At 56.6% G+C, this 15,973-nt stretch carries 11 protein-coding genes, 2 pseudogenes and 1 riboswitch; of the genes and pseudogenes, 4 read left to right on the forward strand and 9 right to left on the reverse strand.

All coding sequences use genetic code 11. The features are described from left to right. Positions 1 to 33 precede the first annotated feature (33 nt). The 6 genes from SynBIOSE41_RS05545 to SynBIOSE41_RS05570 form a co-directional block, all read right to left on the reverse strand. Complete coding sequence (locus tag SynBIOSE41_RS05545; protein ID WP_186539940.1) at positions 34 to 936, reverse strand: ribokinase; 903 nt, start codon at positions 934 to 936, stop codon at positions 34 to 36. 9 nt (positions 937 to 945) lie between these two features. Beyond that, positions 946 to 1,932 carry a GRP family sugar transporter gene (locus SynBIOSE41_RS05550; protein WP_186539941.1) on the reverse strand — a complete coding sequence of 329 codons (987 nt, stop codon included), beginning with the start codon at positions 1,930 to 1,932 and terminating at the stop codon, positions 946 to 948. A 385-nt stretch (positions 1,933 to 2,317) separates the two neighbouring features. Further along, the gene (locus SynBIOSE41_RS05555) at positions 2,318 to 3,580 is read right to left on the reverse strand and encodes a cytochrome P450 (protein ID WP_186539942.1); all 1,263 of its coding nucleotides are present in this window, start codon (positions 3,578 to 3,580) and stop codon (positions 2,318 to 2,320) included. 39 nt (positions 3,581 to 3,619) lie between these two features. Then, positions 3,620 to 4,477, reverse strand: a complete 858-nt coding sequence (locus SynBIOSE41_RS05560) for a metal ABC transporter permease (RefSeq protein WP_186539943.1) — start codon at positions 4,475 to 4,477, stop codon at positions 3,620 to 3,622. Then, positions 4,470 to 5,240 (reverse strand): metal ABC transporter ATP-binding protein, encoded by a 771-nt coding sequence (locus SynBIOSE41_RS05565; protein WP_066908019.1) that lies wholly within the window; start codon positions 5,238 to 5,240, stop codon positions 4,470 to 4,472. Before SynBIOSE41_RS05565 ends, SynBIOSE41_RS05560 begins: the two co-directional genes overlap by 8 nt. A 6-nt stretch (positions 5,241 to 5,246) precedes the next feature. Beyond that, complete coding sequence (locus SynBIOSE41_RS05570) at positions 5,247 to 6,278, reverse strand: metal ABC transporter solute-binding protein, Zn/Mn family (RefSeq protein WP_186539944.1); 1,032 nt, start codon at positions 6,276 to 6,278, stop codon at positions 5,247 to 5,249. Between the two features lie 152 nt (positions 6,279 to 6,430). On the opposite strand from SynBIOSE41_RS05570, the pseudogene SynBIOSE41_RS05575 reads away from it, so the two are divergent. Further along, positions 6,431 to 6,928 (forward strand): annotated as a pseudogene (locus SynBIOSE41_RS05575) (GTP-binding protein); the annotation flags it as partial. Positions 6,929 to 7,110: 182 nt separating this feature from the next. Here the strand turns inward: SynBIOSE41_RS05575 and SynBIOSE41_RS05580 are convergent. Together SynBIOSE41_RS05580 and SynBIOSE41_RS05590 are read right to left on the reverse strand one after the other, a co-directional pair. After that, entirely contained in the window at positions 7,111 to 7,863 is a 753-nt protein-coding gene (locus SynBIOSE41_RS05580; RefSeq protein WP_370594224.1) for a recombinase family protein, read from the reverse strand. Positions 7,864 to 8,515: 652 nt separating this feature from the next. Further along, positions 8,516 to 9,403, reverse strand: coding sequence for a metal ABC transporter substrate-binding protein (locus SynBIOSE41_RS05590; protein ID WP_370594225.1), 888 nt, complete (start codon positions 9,401 to 9,403; stop codon positions 8,516 to 8,518). Positions 9,404 to 9,534: 131 nt separating this feature from the next. Continuing rightward, positions 9,535 to 9,684: riboswitch (cobalamin riboswitch) on the forward strand. A 6-nt stretch (positions 9,685 to 9,690) separates the two neighbouring features. Between SynBIOSE41_RS05590 and SynBIOSE41_RS05595 the strand changes: the two genes are divergently transcribed. Together SynBIOSE41_RS05595 and SynBIOSE41_RS05600 are read left to right on the forward strand one after the other, a co-directional pair. Next, positions 9,691 to 10,326, forward strand: a complete 636-nt coding sequence (locus SynBIOSE41_RS05595) for a HupE/UreJ family protein (RefSeq protein WP_186539947.1) — start codon at positions 9,691 to 9,693, stop codon at positions 10,324 to 10,326. A 67-nt stretch (positions 10,327 to 10,393) separates the two neighbouring features. Further along, a pseudogene (locus SynBIOSE41_RS05600) lies at positions 10,394 to 11,960 on the forward strand (iron uptake porin). A 134-nt stretch (positions 11,961 to 12,094) separates the two neighbouring features. Here the strand turns inward: SynBIOSE41_RS05600 and SynBIOSE41_RS05605 are convergent. Beyond that, positions 12,095 to 12,580 carry a hypothetical protein gene (locus tag SynBIOSE41_RS05605; protein WP_186539948.1) on the reverse strand — a complete coding sequence of 162 codons (486 nt, stop codon included), beginning with the start codon at positions 12,578 to 12,580 and terminating at the stop codon, positions 12,095 to 12,097. Between the two features lie 541 nt (positions 12,581 to 13,121). Between SynBIOSE41_RS05605 and SynBIOSE41_RS05610 the strand changes: the two genes are divergently transcribed. After that, a complete protein-coding gene (locus tag SynBIOSE41_RS05610; protein WP_186539949.1) occupies positions 13,122 to 15,833 on the forward strand; it encodes a DUF3854 domain-containing protein in 2,712 nt (903 codons plus the stop codon). Positions 15,834 to 15,973 lie beyond the last annotated feature (140 nt).

Here is a 15,973-nt window from a genome sequence, read left to right on the forward strand (position 1 = left end):
TACTGATCAAGAGTGGAATTGATCTCCAGAGCATCAGTCAAGTTGCTTTCGATGCGGAATGGATGACTGCGCACCTTGCACTGTGACGCAATGTTCAGCTGCACGGCAAGCGGTGTTGATCGCTTCGCTGATCTCGTTGCCGTTACTGAGTCCTGCAACGAGATATCCTAAATACGTATCTCCAGCTGCAGTGGTGTCAACAGCAACCACATCCCTGGCTTCGTAGGTGATGATTTCTTCGCTGTCGGGTAGCGATACGACTCCTCCTTGGGAGCCCTGAGTTTTAACGACGATGGCGTTCGGACATTTATTTTTTAAATTCTGCATCTGATCGCCGCTGTCGCCGCCAAGTGCTTGAGCTTCGACTTCATTGACCACCAACAGACCAATGCGACTGATGTCAAGTGTCTGGATTATATTGGAAATGGGTGATGGATTCAGGCAAACAAACATCCCCCGTTCAATTGCTGTATTCAGGATATGTGTAATTTCACTGGTTTCGTTCTGAATCATCAGAATCGAGTCTTGATCAAATTTTGAGAGAGTCTTTTCAATTTCTTGTTTGGTGATGTTTTGATTAGCGCCACCAAAAAGAACGATGGTGTTTTCTCCGGAGCTGTCCACCTGGATCACGGCATGACCTGTGACGCCGTCTGAGATCACGACATTGCTGGTGTCAATCTGATCGTTTTGCAGACCAGACAACATCCATTCTCCGTCATGACCTATTTTTCCTGCATGGTGTACACGTCCGCCTGCACGAGCTGCAGCCAATGCTTGATTGGCGCCTTTGCCTCCAGGAAAGATTTCTAGCGACTTGCTGTTGATTGTTTCTCCGGGAGAAGCGATTTCTTCGACCTGATAAACATAATCAATATTTAAAGAGCCGTAGCAAATGATTTGCGAATTTTTCAGCCTATGGATTTGACTTTTCATTTTTTGATTTTATCCCTGAGATGCTGCGTTGGCAAGCAGAGTCAGTCCAGCGATGTAAAAGGCGAAAAGAGCAATTAAGTATTTGCCGGATCCTGTCGCGCCCTTGAATTCCTTCCAGGCAAATAGGCCCCATGCGGTTGCCATCAGGGGAGCTCCCTGGCCGAAGGTGTATGCAACGGCTGCCCCTGCGCGAGTCGACGCCAGGTAAAAACTCATTGTGCCTACAGCCCATATTATTCCTCCTAATACACCTCCGCTATGATGAGCAGCAGGTTGCTTTGTGAATGGAGTTCGATCATCAGTTCTTGTGGGGATGATGGGGTTCTTGATGACATATGGGAAAAGAAGTATGGATGAAGCAATGATGCCCACTCCCATCATTGCAAAGGCTCCAAATACATCAAGAGATGCTTCACCAGGTAAATAAGAGAAGGTTACAAGTGGAGACCACAGTGACATCAGCAACCCGCAGATCAGAGCAATAACAAGTCCTTTAGGCTTTTGATCTGTGCTGGCGGTTTTGATGCATCCATAGGCCAGAGACGCCGAGATCACCGCCAGAGCCATCATGATCATTCCAGCTGAGAACAGCGGAAGGTAACCCTGAGGATCAATCATATAGTTCAGAATTCCACCGAGAATTGTTGCAATGCCAATTGAGATGGGAAATGCAACTGACATGCCGGCGATTTCGATTGCTGCTACAAGCAGAAAATTCGCAATATTGAATATGATGCCTCCAATCAGAGCGTAGGCGACATGTTTGAAGTCTGCATTGGCGATGTTTTCAAGGAAAGATTTGCCTGTAGGTGTACTGCTTCCTGCAAGAAAGCCCATTAAAAATGCTGATAATGTGACACCGATGGAGTAGTCGAGATAAAAATATTCAAATCTGATTTTGCCTGCCAGTTTTTGTGTGTTTGCCCATGAGCCCCAGCACACCAGGGTCAGGATCATCATTGCGATGATCACTGAATAGCTTTGATTGGCGAGCATTGTTCATATTCTTTTCCATTCTTTACTGTATTGTCGGTTTGCGGCTCTGTCCAGTCTCTATCACTGCTGAAGTGCTCGATGTCACTTGAAGGGGTATTCGCTGCAGTGGCTGCTGTTGTCTGTCATCTTTTCTTGTTCAAAAGTTTATTGATCAGATATGTGGTCTTGTCTGGTTAGACTTTGCAGAGACTTGCACTGAGCAAATTAAAACAGTCAGATGTGTTCGAGTTATTGATCGTTTTTGTCAGAGTGATTGAAGATTGCTTTGTTCTGTTGTTGTCGATGCATCGATTGGTTGAGACGATGTCAATCCGGTTCAGTTCAAGCACACTGTTTGTGATTGGTCTTGCTGACTGCCGGAGATCCTCCTGCGCCGGTTCCGTTTTCAGCGAGGCTCCACGCTCACCAGCAGTCCATCACGCGGTGTCGGACTGGGGATCTGCTTCAACGAGAGGTTCTGATCTGGCACCAGACGCAGCTGCAGTTGTTGGATCAGCCCCACGGTCATCAGCCTGATCTCCAGTTCGGCCAGGGCCTTGCCGAGGCAGACCCGCTCACCGCCTCCAAAAGGCAGCAGGGTCTGATTGAACGATCCATCCAGATGGCGCTGTGGTCGGAATGCGCTGATGTCACTGGCTTCCTCTGCGTTGAATGATCCCAGCACCACCTGAATCACCCGATCCTTCGGTATCTCCACATCGGCTATCCGAATCGGCTGCAGATTGCGACGAAAGAAGCCTCCTACCGGCGGTGTGAGCCGCATCACCTCCAGAACCGTTGCATCCAGACGGGGTGATCGATGTGAGGCCTGGAAAGGCCAGGGTGATGCCAGCAGTTCCGGCAGCAACCAGCGCTCCACATCCGGGTTGAGCAGTAGAGCACGGAACAGACAGCTCAACGATGATGCTGTTGTCTCATAGCCTGCGAACAACAGGAGTAACAACTGCTCCACCAGGTCGTCGTCATCCAGTGGCATGTCGACCTCATCGAGACCACCGCTGAGCAGATCCAGACCACCCTGGCCGGAGTCGCTGCGTTTTAGCACCATTTTCAGACGAGCGAGCAACCGCTCCCGCGCAGCCAGTGCTCGGGCAAATGGGGTCCCAGGAACAGCCAGAGGAATGGAGAACAGGGCCTGGGTCCAGATCTCAAAGTCAGTGAACAGAGCATCGCGATCGCTGGCATCGAGCCCCAGCACGGTGCTGGCGATCACGGCAAAGGCAAATCGTCGCATCTGGGCTGCCAGAGGCTGGGGAGCAGCGCTTTCCTGCAGCTCAAAGATCAGCTGCTCGATCAGAGCCTGGATCGATGGTGTGTAGCGGCAGAGTGCGCCGCTGGAGAACAGTTGCCCCACCACGCGACGGCGTGCTTTATGAGCCGACCCGCTGCGGTTGGCCAGCGACCGGCTGCCGAGCAGCTGCCGCACACTCTCCGGCCACCAGCCCTCGAGGGCTGCTCCCTGCTTCAGCAGATCGGAAATTGCCCGCTCACCCTGGATGAACACAATGCGCTGGGCCAGCAGACGGGTCTCAAAGACATCGCCATGGGCGGCAAAGCGTTTGCTGGCGAAGCCAGGGTCACTGAAAAATTCGAGCGTCTCCCTGAGGCCCGTGACAGCACCGGTGCTCGGACATGTCGCGACGGTCATCAAGACTGTTCTGCTGCTCCGAGAACCTATCGGCCCATGTCAGGGCTGGGGGGCAGGTTCTGTCGTTGATGGCCGTCTGAAGACGCGTGAACTGAGAATCAGGGCGATCAGGAATCCGAGGAACTGCACCATCACCACGGAGGGCCCTGACGGCAGGTTGGTGAGTCCGGATGCCAGCAAGCCAAGCAGGGCACAGGTGCCTCCCAGGATCGAAGAGACAAACACATAGAGCGGGAAACGACGACAGAGCAGACGGCCCGCACAGGATGGAATCACGACAAAGGCGCTGATCAGCAGCACGCCAACCGCCTTGATCGACACCGCCACAACCACGGCGAGCAGAACGATGAAGGCCAGCCGGTGCCATCGGGTCTGGACACCGACAGCACCAGCAAGATCCTGATTCAGGGTCAGCAACACCTGTGCTCGCAGGCTCAGGCTCAGATAGATCAGTGCTGCCGCCAGCAGCATGCCGATCACGATCAGGTCCAGACCGCTGACCCCGAGAATGTCTCCAAACAGCAGCTGGCGAATCCCGCCCCGATAGCTCTCCACCTGGCTGAGAAACAGAATCGCTGCTGCCAGTGAGGTGGAATAGACAATGTTGAGCAGTGCATCCGTGGGGAGAGAGCTTCTCTCCACCAGCTGATTCACCAGGATGGCGAACAGCACCGCAAAGGGGATCAGAACCAGTGTGGGATTCACGCCGATCAGGATTCCAATCGTGATGCCAAGCAAGGCGGAGTGCCCAAGAGCATCGCTGAAAAAGGACAGTTCCCTGAGCACGGCAACACTGCCCAGCAACCCCCCAAGCGCACCGGTGAGCAGGCCGCCGATCAGCGCGCGCTGCATGAAGGGTTCGGCGAGGACAAGCGCCAGTGCCTGAGTGTCAACCATGACATTGGTGTCTGTAAGGCACCATGTTGGGCCCGTACAGATCAAGGAGTCGCTCAGGCGTCAGGGTGTGATCGGGTGAACCACTGCAGCAGAGGCGGCGATTGAGCCCGAGCACCAGGTCGCTGCTGCGACGCACCATGTCGAGATCGTGAGAGACGTGCAGAACGGTCCATCCCTCCTGACGTCGCAGCTCCAGCAGCAGTTGCTGAAAGCGTTCGTTGGACGGCACATCAAGGCCTGCCTGGGCTTCATCGAGCACCAGCAGCTGACGGGCCCGCACGACGCAGAAGGAAAGCATCACGCGTTTGATCTGTCCTCCGGACAGTTCACTGAGAAGACGGTTCCTCAGGTCGATGCAACCGGTGCGATCCAGTGCCCTCTCAACGGCGGCCTTGCGTTTGCGGTAGTGATGCCAGGGCCAGCGTGGTCCTGGGGGATCAAATCCGAAACCGACGAATTCGGCCACCGTCAGGGGAAAACGTCCCTGCAGGGCCAGACTCTGCGGAACGTAGGCAATCTGAGATCGGATGGCACCGGGGAGGTCGCCGTTGGCGGAAAGCTTTTCTCCCAGAATCTGAACCGTTCCTTGCTTTCTTGGCAGCAGCCCGAGCAAAGCGGCCACCAGAGTGCTCTTGCCGGCGCCGTTGGGTCCAACCACGGCGGTCTCGCTCTCACTCGGGAGTTCGAACGAGACCTGTTCAACGGCGAGGCGCCCTGACCGTTCAACCGACAGATCGCTCACCACCACCACCGGGTTGGGCATCAAACGTCAGTCCCCAATGGCTTGAGTCAGATTGTTGACGTTGGAGCGCATCACCTCAAAGTAAGTTCCAGGCTTCTTGGCGGACTCTGCTGAGCCGGTCTCGAGAGGGTTGAACTCAACGATATTCACTCCAAGATCTTTCGCCAAGGCATTGAAGGAACGGTTGCCTTCCTGAGGTTCAGTGAGCAGGGCTTTCAGTCCTGATTCCTTGACCTGAGTGGCGACCCTTTGCAGATCGGCAGGGCTGGGATTCATCTCCGGCAGGTCAACCAGAAATTCCGCTTTAAGGGAATAACGGTTGGCGAAATAGGTGGCGAAGTCGTGGAAGGCCACAAAAGTCTTGCCGCTGTAAGGCTTGAGCTTGGCAGTGAACTCCGTGTTCAGCTCCTTGAGCTTGGCGGTGTATTGGTCGGCATTCTTCCTGTATCCCTCTGCGCAACTGGGATCGGCTTTGACCAGGCCGTCTCTGATGTTCTCGACCTGCTGGGCAGCGCGAACCGGGTCGAGCCAGATGTGGGGGTCATATTCACCATGGCTGTGTCCATGGCCGTGATCGTGGCCGTGATCGTGGTCATCATCATCGTCATGGTGTTCACCCTCATGGTGTTCACCGTCGTGATGATCATCACTGTGCTCGTCATGATCATCGTGGCCGCCACCGGCCGCTTTGATCGTTTCCACGCCCTTGCTGGAATCGATCACAACCAGATCCTTGTTGTCAGCGGAGTCGATCAGGTCGTCGAGGAATTCCTCCATCTCCAGTCCATTTTTGACCAGAACATTCGCTCCGCTGAGATCCGTCAGGTCGGAGGGTGTGGCCTGAAAATCATGGGGCCCCAGATTGGGCGGGATCAATGATGTGACCTCCGCGCAGTCGCCGGCCACCGCTTCCGTGAACAGTGTGATCGGAAGGAAAGTGCTGACCACTTTCACGCCTTTGCCCTGGCTTGTCTCGTTGTTGATTGCATTTTGTGTCCCGCAGGCCACCAGGCCGATCAGGAGAGGGATGGCGCTCAGGCGCGAAAAAACAGAAGCCATTCAGTTGTGAAAGCCGGAACGAAAGTGATGGTCCTGAGCTCGGCGAAACTCAGTCCCCAAGAATGATAATCATTATCGCAGCAGTTGATCAGCTTCATTAGTGTGTGGATGCGCGCTGCTCAGGACTGATGTATTAAAAAGTACCCGTCACGATTTTGACCGGCTATCTGGGTTCTGGAAAGACAACTTTGTTGAACAAAATACTAAGTGAAGAACATGGCAAACGTATTGCCGTGATTGAGAATGAGTACGGGGAGGTAGGCATTGATCAAGGGCTTGTGATCAATGCTGATGAAGAGGTTTTTGAGATGTCCAATGGGTGTATCTGTTGCACAGTTAGAGGGGATTTGATCCGGGTTCTGGGGAACCTGATGAAGCGACGCGACAAATTTGATTACGTCCTCGTCGAAACCACCGGACTTGCGGATCCTGGCCCGGTTGCCCAGACCTTTTTCATGGATGATGAAATCCGGGACGAATTCACCCTTGATGGAATTGTCACGCTCATTGATGCTGCCCATATTGACCAACAACTTGAGCGGAGCAATGAGAGCTCTGAACAAGTGGCATTCGCTGATGTGCTGATTCTCAACAAGTCTGATCTTGTGCCTGAAGAATCACTGGTGAAGCTGGAGTCCCGCCTCGGCGATCCAGCAGTCCAGGACATCAAGATGCTCGTGGGGTTCAGGCCACCTGCCGTCCTTGGTGAACATCCACGGCTTGAGCGCAGGGTCCTTCCGACCATGAACTGCCCACCAGGCCAACAGGGATTGACTGAGCTCAGCCGCTAGAGGACTGAAGTCGCGATGCTCAGCGCTGCTTCGTTGACCCATCAGGCAGCGACCCCGGCCTGGTCACTGCCCAGCAGCTTTCCCGACAAACCCAAGCGCTGGAGGATCCGACCGATCTGGGCCGGTGCGAGAGGACGCCCTGACTTACTGAGCTTGCCAACACATGCAAGCGCATCAGCCATGGCCCTGTAACTCAAGCCTGCACGAACCATTGGCTCGAAAACTCCACGCAGACCCTCCGCCTCAGCAATGGCCTTTTGCTTGCGCTCTGAAGCCCGCTCAGCCGCACCTTGCCGGTATCCCCCCAGGCGAACACCTCTGGCCTTGGCCGCGGCCAACGCTTCCTTAGTGCGCTCGCTGATCCGACGTGCTTCGAACTCAGCCACGCTGGCCATCATCGTGAGCACCATCCGACCAGCACTGGTGGTGGCATCAATGTCTGGGAGGTCGCAAAAGACGAAACCACCCATCCCGTTCTTCTCAGCCTCATTGGCGAGCTTTAAAACAAAGCCAGCGTCACGAGCCAGGCGGTCGATCTTGGCGACAGCAATGACGGCCTTCTCCTCACGAGCCTGAGCCAGAGCCGCAGTCAACTGAGGGCGGTCGTTCTTGCGACCGCTTTCGACCTCCACGAATTCAGCAGCGATCACAGCCCCCCGCTCAGAGGCCATGGCTTCCACCTTGGCCCGTTGCGCTTCAAGGCCCAGTCCGGAATGTCCTTGGCGATCTGTACTGACCCGGTAGTAGGCAAGCCAACGAACCGGACTCAGAGGGCGTTCAGGCAAAGACAACACGCATCGAGCCGCTTGTTCCACAAGCCTACGGTGGTTGAACCTGTAACAGCAGCTCCAGCCACGGCGGTGTTGTCGAGAGGCTTCTGAAGAACTTTCCGCAATGAATGGGCTCTCTTCGGGACTCCTTAAAGCGTTGCGGGGCGCAACCGGCTGGGCCTCTAAGAGATCAGGAAGGCCTGTTGGCCGGCACTGTCTTATTTCACAGCGGTAATCAGCTCTTCACCCGTGTTCCACACCCTGACCTGATCGTTATGGCTGTCGTGGTCGAGGCTTGTGCTCAGCGGTGGCCCATGTTGAGCGCAGGCCCGCAAGCACCTCCGTCATGGCATCGATGGCGAACTCATAAGCCAGGTTCTTCAGCCCTTTCTCTGGGTCGACTTCGAACGTGGCTTGTGAGACGGGGAGTCGATCCAGAAACACATCTCGTTTGTCATAACGACCGGCCTACTCTTCGTTTAGGGTTTGGCCTTCACCCAGATGGATCGCCACTTGCTCGAACGGCATTCCCTTAGCAGGACCTTCGACTCAGGCGTGCACGCGGTCAACGTCGCATAACAACGGCAGGCCTAAACACGCCCCGATCAGAAGGTTCTGGAGTTGGGGAAGCATCTTTATGCGGCTAAGCCAATGTTCGGATTTGCTGTGTAAAGGTTCAGTTGCCCACTGCCTGGTTTGCCGACAACCCCCGAATCAAAAGGTCGACGTTGTGACGCTGCAGCTTCAGCAGTGATGAAGCTGGTCCATCTTCAGTTGAGAGAGAGTCCACATAGAAGGTCCCGCCAAAACGAGCACCAGATTCGGCTGCTACTTGTCTCTGATTTTTGTCACTTACTGTGCTTTCACAGAAGATCGCTGGGATCTGACGATCGCGCACGGTGTCGATCAAACGCGCCATGCGTTTTGGTGTTACCTGGCTTTCAGCATTTACAGGCCATAGGTAAGCCTCATCAAGGCCGTAATCGCTGGCTAGATAGGTAAAGGCTCCCTCGCAACTCACCAACACACGGCGCTTTTTTGGAAGCGTTGCGAGTGCGGCCCGCAACTCCTGGTCGAGCTGATTCAGTTTCTGCTTGTAGGAGGAGGCGTTGGTAGCGAATTCATCAGCTCCTGCCGGATCCAGCTCGCGGAACGCTTGCTCGAGGCGATCCACGTAGGCCATCGTGCGCTGGGGCGACATCCAGGCATGGGGATTGGGCTTGCCCGCGTAGGCGTCCTCTTCGATCAGCAGCGGCTCCATGCCATCGGAGAGGGTCAGGGTGGGGATGTTGCCGGCGCTGGCGGTGAATTTCCTCGCCCAGAGCTCCAGCCCCAGCCCGTTCTCCACGATCAGATCAGCATCACTGGCCCGTTCGATGTCACTGGGCGTGGGCTGGTAGCCATGAATTTCCGACCCCGGCTTGACGATGGATCGAACGGTCAGGCGATCTCCCGCCACGTTGCGGGCCAGGTCGGCCAGCACCGTGAAGGTGGTGAGTACAACAGGCTTTCCAGTGTTGGCTTGGTCTTGGTTGGCGCCTTGGCGACATCCACTACTGATCAGCGCCAGCAATACAAGGGTTAGACCTGCGCCGATGCGAAGCAAGAGAGTTTTGGCGGAGAGGCTGAAACCTTATGAGATGGAGCGTGCAGTTAGCAGCTTTTCCATTGGTTGGTAGCACTTGCTGCAGCGATCAGTAGTATGAGGGGTCTGGTTTCAGCGGGGATCAGCCGCTGAAGGAAACGGGGAAAGAACGGTGAGAATCCGTCGCTGTCCCGCAGCTGTGAAACGTCGGCTCGCTGCCCACGTCAGTCAGAACGCCCGCCAGGATTCCAAACGACGCGGATCGTATGAATGCTTTGACGAAAGCCAGCCCCCTGCTGCGGGCTGGTGTGATTTCCACAGCGGGATTAGTCGGCCTTTCCCTGTTCAGTCCAGCCCATGCCCATCACCCCTTCGGGATGGGAGACAGCACAGACCTTTCGGCTCTGCAGGGATTGTTGAGTGGCATTGGTCACCCCCTGTTGGGACCTGACCATCTGCTGTTTCTGCTGGCGATCGCCTTAATCGGCCTGCCGCGACCTCGCACATGGGTGCTCCCCTTGCTGGCCGCTGGCCTAGGGGGGAGTGTTCTGTCGCAGTTCATCCCCCTGCCGGATGCCGTGGCTCCCTGGGCTGAGGCGCTGGTGTCTCTCACCCTTGCGGCAGAGGGGTTGATGGCTCTGTTCGCCATCCCTTCATTTCTTGTATTGCCACTAGTGGCCCTGCACGGTTTTCTGCTTGGCAGCACGATTGTGGGTGCCGAACCCACCCCTCTGGCGACCTATTTCCTGGGTCTTCTGATTGGCCAAGGCGCATTGCTGCTGGTGGTGACCAGTTGGTCCCAGTCCTTGCTGGAGCGCATCGGTGAACAGGGGCAACGCCTTGGTGCCGGCATCTGGATGGGCATCGGCATGGCCTTTGCCTGGGTGGCCCTGATCGACTGATCACGAGCAAGTCGTTTCACAGCTTCTGACCTCAGAGATCACCTCTGGGGTTTTTTTATTTGTACAAATGAAAATTTTCAAGAAACTGCTGGTTGCTCCGGCCGCCCTGGGCCTTCTGGATCCTTTGGCTGCCGGTGCGACTGAAGTCAACGTTGCCGGTGTCGCTGACTACGCCTCAAGCTCTTCAAGGAGCAGCCTCGAGCAGGTCACCAGCATCACCCAGTTTTCTGACGTTGATCCGACGGACTGGGCTTATCAGGCTCTGAGCAACCTGATCGAGCGCTACGGCTGCGTCGCTGGCTACCCCAACGGCACCTACCGCGGCAACCGGGATGACCCGCTTTGAAGCGGCCGCACTGCTGAACGCCTGTCTCGATCGCATCACCGAAGTGACCGACGAGCTGAAGCGCCTGATGAAGGAGTTCGAGAAGGAACTCGCCATCGTCAAGGACCGTGTGGACGGTCTGGAAGCTCGCGTGGGTGAACTGGCAGCAACCCAGTTCTCCACCACCACCAAGCTCTCTGGCTTGGCGACTTGGGTTGTCGGAGCGAATCGTTTCATGGGTTCCGCGACCCCGCTTCGCGCAGATAGCAATGCCGAGTTCGGCGGGACAGTTTTCAATTACGACCTGCAGTTGGCCCTGGAGACATCCTTTACCGGCAAGGATCAGCTGACGACCGTGCTGCGTTCTGGCAATTTCGACGGAGACGGCAACGTTTTCGGCAGTGGGGGGCCGTCGGGTTTGGCCACCCTGGATACCGCGTTCCAGGAGGGTGATCAACCGAATCAACTGGTGATCGACAAGCTCTTCTATTCCTTCCCCATTGGGGAGTCCCTCACGATCACCGCAGGTCCCTACGTCGGGCAGGAAGACATGCTCGCGATCTGGCCGAGCGTGTATCTCAGTGATCCGATTCTCGATGCGGTGACGCTCAATGGAGCACCTGGCGCTTACAACAAGAACCTGGGGGCAGGGGCAGGCATCTCGTGGTCTGATTCCAGTGGCTTCCGTGCTTCCGCTAACTACGTTGCGGCCAATGGGGCAGCCAGCGACACGCGCGAAGGTGGTTTCGCGACTGACAACGCAGCGGGTACCGGCACGGTTCAATTGGGCTGGGAGGGTGAAGGTTGGAATCTCGCCGCGATCTACTCCCAGATCCAGAACGGGCATGACTTGATCGCCTATGCCACCCCGTTTACGCAGGAATCGCTGAGCCCCCGAGGTGTCACTCACGCCTTTGGTCTGGGTGGATCCTGGGCACCGGAAGAGAGTGGTTGGGTTCCTTCGGTGAGCGTCGGTTGGGGATTCAACAGCAGTGAGACCGACAACAGCGGTGAGGTGAGCAGCAGTCAGTCCTGGACGGTGGGACTGGAGTGGAACGACGTGTTCATGGCGGGAAACAATGCAGGTATGGCTGTGGGCCAACCCGTCTTTGCGACCGATCTGCGCGGTGGCGATACCCCGGCCGATGGTCAGTTCATCTGGGAGTGGTGGTACCAGTTCCAGGTGACCGACAACATCAGCGTCACCCCGGCGCTGTTCTATCTGTCGCGACCTATGGGCGAGCTCACACCGGACGGTTCAACCTTCCAGCAACTGGGCGGTCTGATCAAGACGACATTCGTCTTCTGAACTAGGGAGCCTCGGCTCCAGAGAACTTCAGGGCAGAACGCCGGAGGTTTTCTGGAGCCAGATGGCGCCGACGGGAACCAGCTTCAAGAACCTCTGATGCTGTGTTCACTCCAGCTTCCCGTCAAAAGCCTTCGTTAGTTCGAAAGATCTTCAAGTAGCCCTGCGACCCCAAGAGCCGTCGCCTCGATGTTCATGGCACCCTCCAAGGCCTTGCAAGCCGCGGCCATTACAGAAGAAAGCTCACGCCCTTGGAGAACGGTGCCGGCTTCCAGGTGATGCCTGACGCTGCGCTCGACCATCGCCAGTAGCTCCTCAGCTCGATCTCCAACGGAGCGAGCTCGTGCGAGCTGCTCTTGACGGAACGTCTCAAGCTGGTGTTTGTAGCGCTCAAGATCCTCCTTCGTTCGTGCTTCTGATGCCTGCTTAAGCATCCCTGAGTCGTAGTCAGCCAGACGCTCGACCCAGTTCCACTGTTCTCCTCGTCGGCGCAGGGTCGATTCGGAACACCCCACAAAATCTGCTGTCTGACTGAACTGGCGAGTGGGGCCGAAGTCTCGATGGAGCAGGAGCTGCTCGAAGGCATCTGCGGGCTCACCAGGGAGTTGTGGGAAAGAGTTCATCGACTTGCGCGCTTTCCAACAGGCTTCCAACGGGCTTCAAGCAGCGTCATCGAGCTTCATCCGGAAGAACCAAACCCTTCGGATCGGTGGTGACTTTGTAGCTGCTCAGAGTGATCTAGCGGGCAGCATTCCCAGCGCAGTGGACGTCCTCCAGTCGCCTCCCACTGCCTCTCGATGAAGGCTCTACGCCTTCTCTCCATCCATCCTGAGGATCTATTGGGTTGGCTTTTGTAGGAGGAATCAAGATCGGTTCTAAAGGAAGCCAATAGAGAGATGTAACTACTCCAGGCTTCCGGTTGTTATCGATATTCCGTATGAACCTGAACAAGCGCGGGTAACTTGAAGGGTTGGCATTTCGAGGTGGTTGTCACCGCTTCGGAACACTTGCAACGAGAACAACAACTGCTCTCTTGCCACTTCTGTGGCGAACTTAAACAACCTCAGGAGTAGCTCCCTGAGCCGGATAGCCACCTCGTTTGGGTTCATTGGCCCTGTGTGTGCGAGGTGGTCGATCCGGACCTTCCACACACACACAAACCCAATGCGCAAGAACTTTCAGGGTCACAGGCCCCACTCAACTAAGCAGCTCAGAGCCGAGCTAGCTATCCACCACCTGATCGATCAAGACGATTACGTCCGCGGGACCATCACCCTCGGTGCTGATGAAGGCTGGCGTGAAGCGCTCGACCGCAAGGCGCGGGAACGTATAAGAGCGGCCAAGAACAACCCTGACCTACGCCCTAACGAGGTCGCATGCGAGGAACGATCCATCACTCGCAAAACGAACCACAGGTTCCGAGAAACTCCGCCCGAGAACTGGAACATCTACAGCGTCGGGATGACAAACAAAGGCGTACTCCTGAGCGGCCTGCACTTTGCAGGTCAACGCAAGCACCCCAGCATCCGCACCCGAGAGAAGGGTGAAGTTCGTTTCGACAGCACCGGCACCATGGTGAAGGTCTACCTCCCGCCGCTGACGTGGGAGTACGCCATGCACCTGCTGGATCATCACGGGTTCATCTGCACTCGAGAGGAGTACACCCCGGAGATGGCATGGCAGTTCATCTTCAGCAACCCGGCGGTCCCCATCTGGGTCGAGGAATCGGCCCTCAAGGCGATTTCGGCGACCTCCCATGGTCAGCTCGCCGTCGGCATTAACGGCATCAACTCCGCAGGACAGAAGACCCGCTCAGATCGCCTACGTGTGCCCCTGCGGGAGCTCGCCAAGGGTGGCCGTCGGATGATTGTCAGGTTTGACAACGGCAGCAACTCAGAGCGCGCTGCGCAACGTCTGGCAGGGCAGCTAAAGCGAGCCGGAGCTGATGCCAACTGGTTCACCTGGCTCGATCCAGGGAAGGCCAAGACGGACGACTACTTCGCTGCGAAAGGGAAGGCGCTTGTCGCCGGGACTTTCGACCGCTCAACGGATCAAACCGACAGTTTCAATCCGAACGAGGACGAGAAGGGCCACTACGCGCGGCTCAAAGGCAGCTGGCGCACAACCACCATCGATCGCGAGTTCGAACCGATGGACCTGGTCAGGGCACAGAAGAAAAGCCGTGTGATCGCCCTTGAGGGACCCACAGGGACCGGGAAGACGAAGGCCTCAGTTGGTGCCATCGCCCTGATGGAGCAGGCCCTTGGGCGCAAGGTCATCGTGATGGGCCTGTATCACCGCGCGTCGCTGGTTCATAAAGGCTCTAGTGAGTTCGGTGTCAGGGATCTCAGCTCGCCCATCGGCACGTTTGAACGTGAACGGGGCGCACTAAGGGACGGTCTGTTCTGTTGCTGTGAATCCATCAAGAAGGACAGCGGCGAATGGGACCTCTTGAAGTGGAGTCATGAGCTGGAGGAGAACCTCAGGCCAGCCGTGCTGTTCCTTGATGAGCTCACCCAGGCGGCTTTCCACCTGTTGCTGGCCGGCACCGACGCCATGACGAAGGTGAGACGCGAGGCCATCAAGGCCATTGAACGGTTGATCCGCAACCCAGAGGTCACCGTCATCGCTGCTGAGGCTGGTATCGGCGACATCGAGCTGGAATGGCTGCAGGCGCTGTCTGGCGTGCAACCCCACGTCATCAATACGACCTTCCGCCGGCGGTCCGAGCTCTTCTGTGGCGACGCCACTGCCGACAACATCGACAAGCTCCAACAGCTGTGCGGACAGACCATCGATCGAGGTCAACAGGTCTGGCTCTCGATGGGAGAGGCCGAATCACTGAAGAAATTCAGTGCTCCTTTCCCTCGCAGCTTCCTGATCCATGGCGAGAACTCCAAGACACTGGAAGTCGCTGAGTTGATGTCCAACACCAATTCCGTCGCAGGTCAGTTCTCCCTGGTCGGATACAGCCCGTCCGTGGTGTCTGGCATCTCATACGAGGCCTCAACCGTTGGCATCGCTGCATGTGTGCAGCAGTTCGCGATGGGCCCTCAGGACGCCATGCAGGCCGTCGCCAGGGCACGCAGCGCAGAGCGGCGCATCATGCTGTCGCCTGTCAGGACACCGAAGGCGACCACTGGAACTGGGCGGACATCACCAGAAGAGGTCAGTCGTGCCAGGTTCGCTGCGATCGATCCGACGATGCAGGAGCTGTACCGGGAGCACCTATCGAGCGTTGACCCGGCGACCGTGCGCTATTCAGTCGCCCTTGAAGCTCGAGTCAATTACGAGGCCATCCATAACGATCACGTCCTCGCCTGTCGCTTGAAGGACCAGGGCTACACGCTCCGGTCGTTCGATGAGCTGGTCAGCGATAACGCCGTTGTCATTCCGAAGGCTCAGCGGGATAAACAGACAAAACAGGATGAACTGAGCCGTCGGACACAGCTGATCCATGAGGTCATGACTGGTCAGAAGACAATTGTCCAGGCCAGCTCAGAGGCCAACAGGGAAACCAAGGAAGGCACCTGGGTAGACCTGGGAGCAGTAGACCCCAGCAATGCCTATGAGTGGCTACTGCGCGTCAGGGTGCATGACCTGGTCGCTGCAGGGTCATTCACTGTCGATAGCGCTGAGTTCCGCGCGATGGCAGCAGAGGTGCAGAGCCTCGACAAGCACCAGGCACGGCAGCTGCGAGACGTCCTCGGTGGCCGCGTCACCATCCCTGGACCAGACGACGACGTCCCCGCAACGTTCGCCAAGGCGTTGCTCAAGGTGGCGGGGTTCACCACCCAGAGGCAGAGGTTCCGGGTTGATGGCGTCCGTACCTACCGCTTTGAGGTGGTCGCGTTGGAGCTGTCCCCGTTCTTGTAGTGGGGTAGATAGATCCACACACCCCACTACAATAATGGGGCAACGTCCAGCATCTTTCCAGTCCATATCCTCGCCACACTCAGCTCAAACCAAAGAGGACTGTTAATAGCTCAAACACAGCGCGTTAAGGGACCTGCTGA

The sequence above is a fragment of the Synechococcus sp. BIOS-E4-1 genome (assembly GCF_014279995.1).
Lineage (GTDB): Bacteria > Cyanobacteriota > Cyanobacteriia > PCC-6307 > Cyanobiaceae > Synechococcus_C.

Excerpts from the sequence above, each read along its gene's own strand:
- SynBIOSE41_RS05570 (WP_186539944.1), bottom strand. The coding sequence starts at position 6,278 with ATGGCTTCTGTTTTTTCGCGCCTGAGCGCCATCCCTCTCCTGATCGGC.
- SynBIOSE41_RS05605 (WP_186539948.1), bottom strand. The coding sequence starts at position 12,580 with ATGAACTCTTTCCCACAACTCCCTGGTGAGCCCGCAGATGCCTTCGAG.
- SynBIOSE41_RS05565 (WP_066908019.1), bottom strand. The coding sequence starts at position 5,240 with ATGCCCAACCCGGTGGTGGTGGTGAGCGATCTGTCGGTTGAACGGTCA.
- SynBIOSE41_RS05555 (WP_186539942.1), bottom strand. The coding sequence starts at position 3,580 with ATGACCGTCGCGACATGTCCGAGCACCGGTGCTGTCACGGGCCTCAGG.
- SynBIOSE41_RS05560 (WP_186539943.1), bottom strand. The coding sequence starts at position 4,477 with ATGGTTGACACTCAGGCACTGGCGCTTGTCCTCGCCGAACCCTTCATG.
- SynBIOSE41_RS05610 (WP_186539949.1), top strand. The coding sequence starts at position 13,122 with ATGCGCAAGAACTTTCAGGGTCACAGGCCCCACTCAACTAAGCAGCTC.
- SynBIOSE41_RS05545 (WP_186539940.1), bottom strand. The coding sequence starts at position 936 with ATGAAAAGTCAAATCCATAGGCTGAAAAATTCGCAAATCATTTGCTAC.
- SynBIOSE41_RS05595 (WP_186539947.1), top strand. The coding sequence starts at position 9,691 with ATGAATGCTTTGACGAAAGCCAGCCCCCTGCTGCGGGCTGGTGTGATT.
- SynBIOSE41_RS05550 (WP_186539941.1), bottom strand. The coding sequence starts at position 1,932 with ATGCTCGCCAATCAAAGCTATTCAGTGATCATCGCAATGATGATCCTG.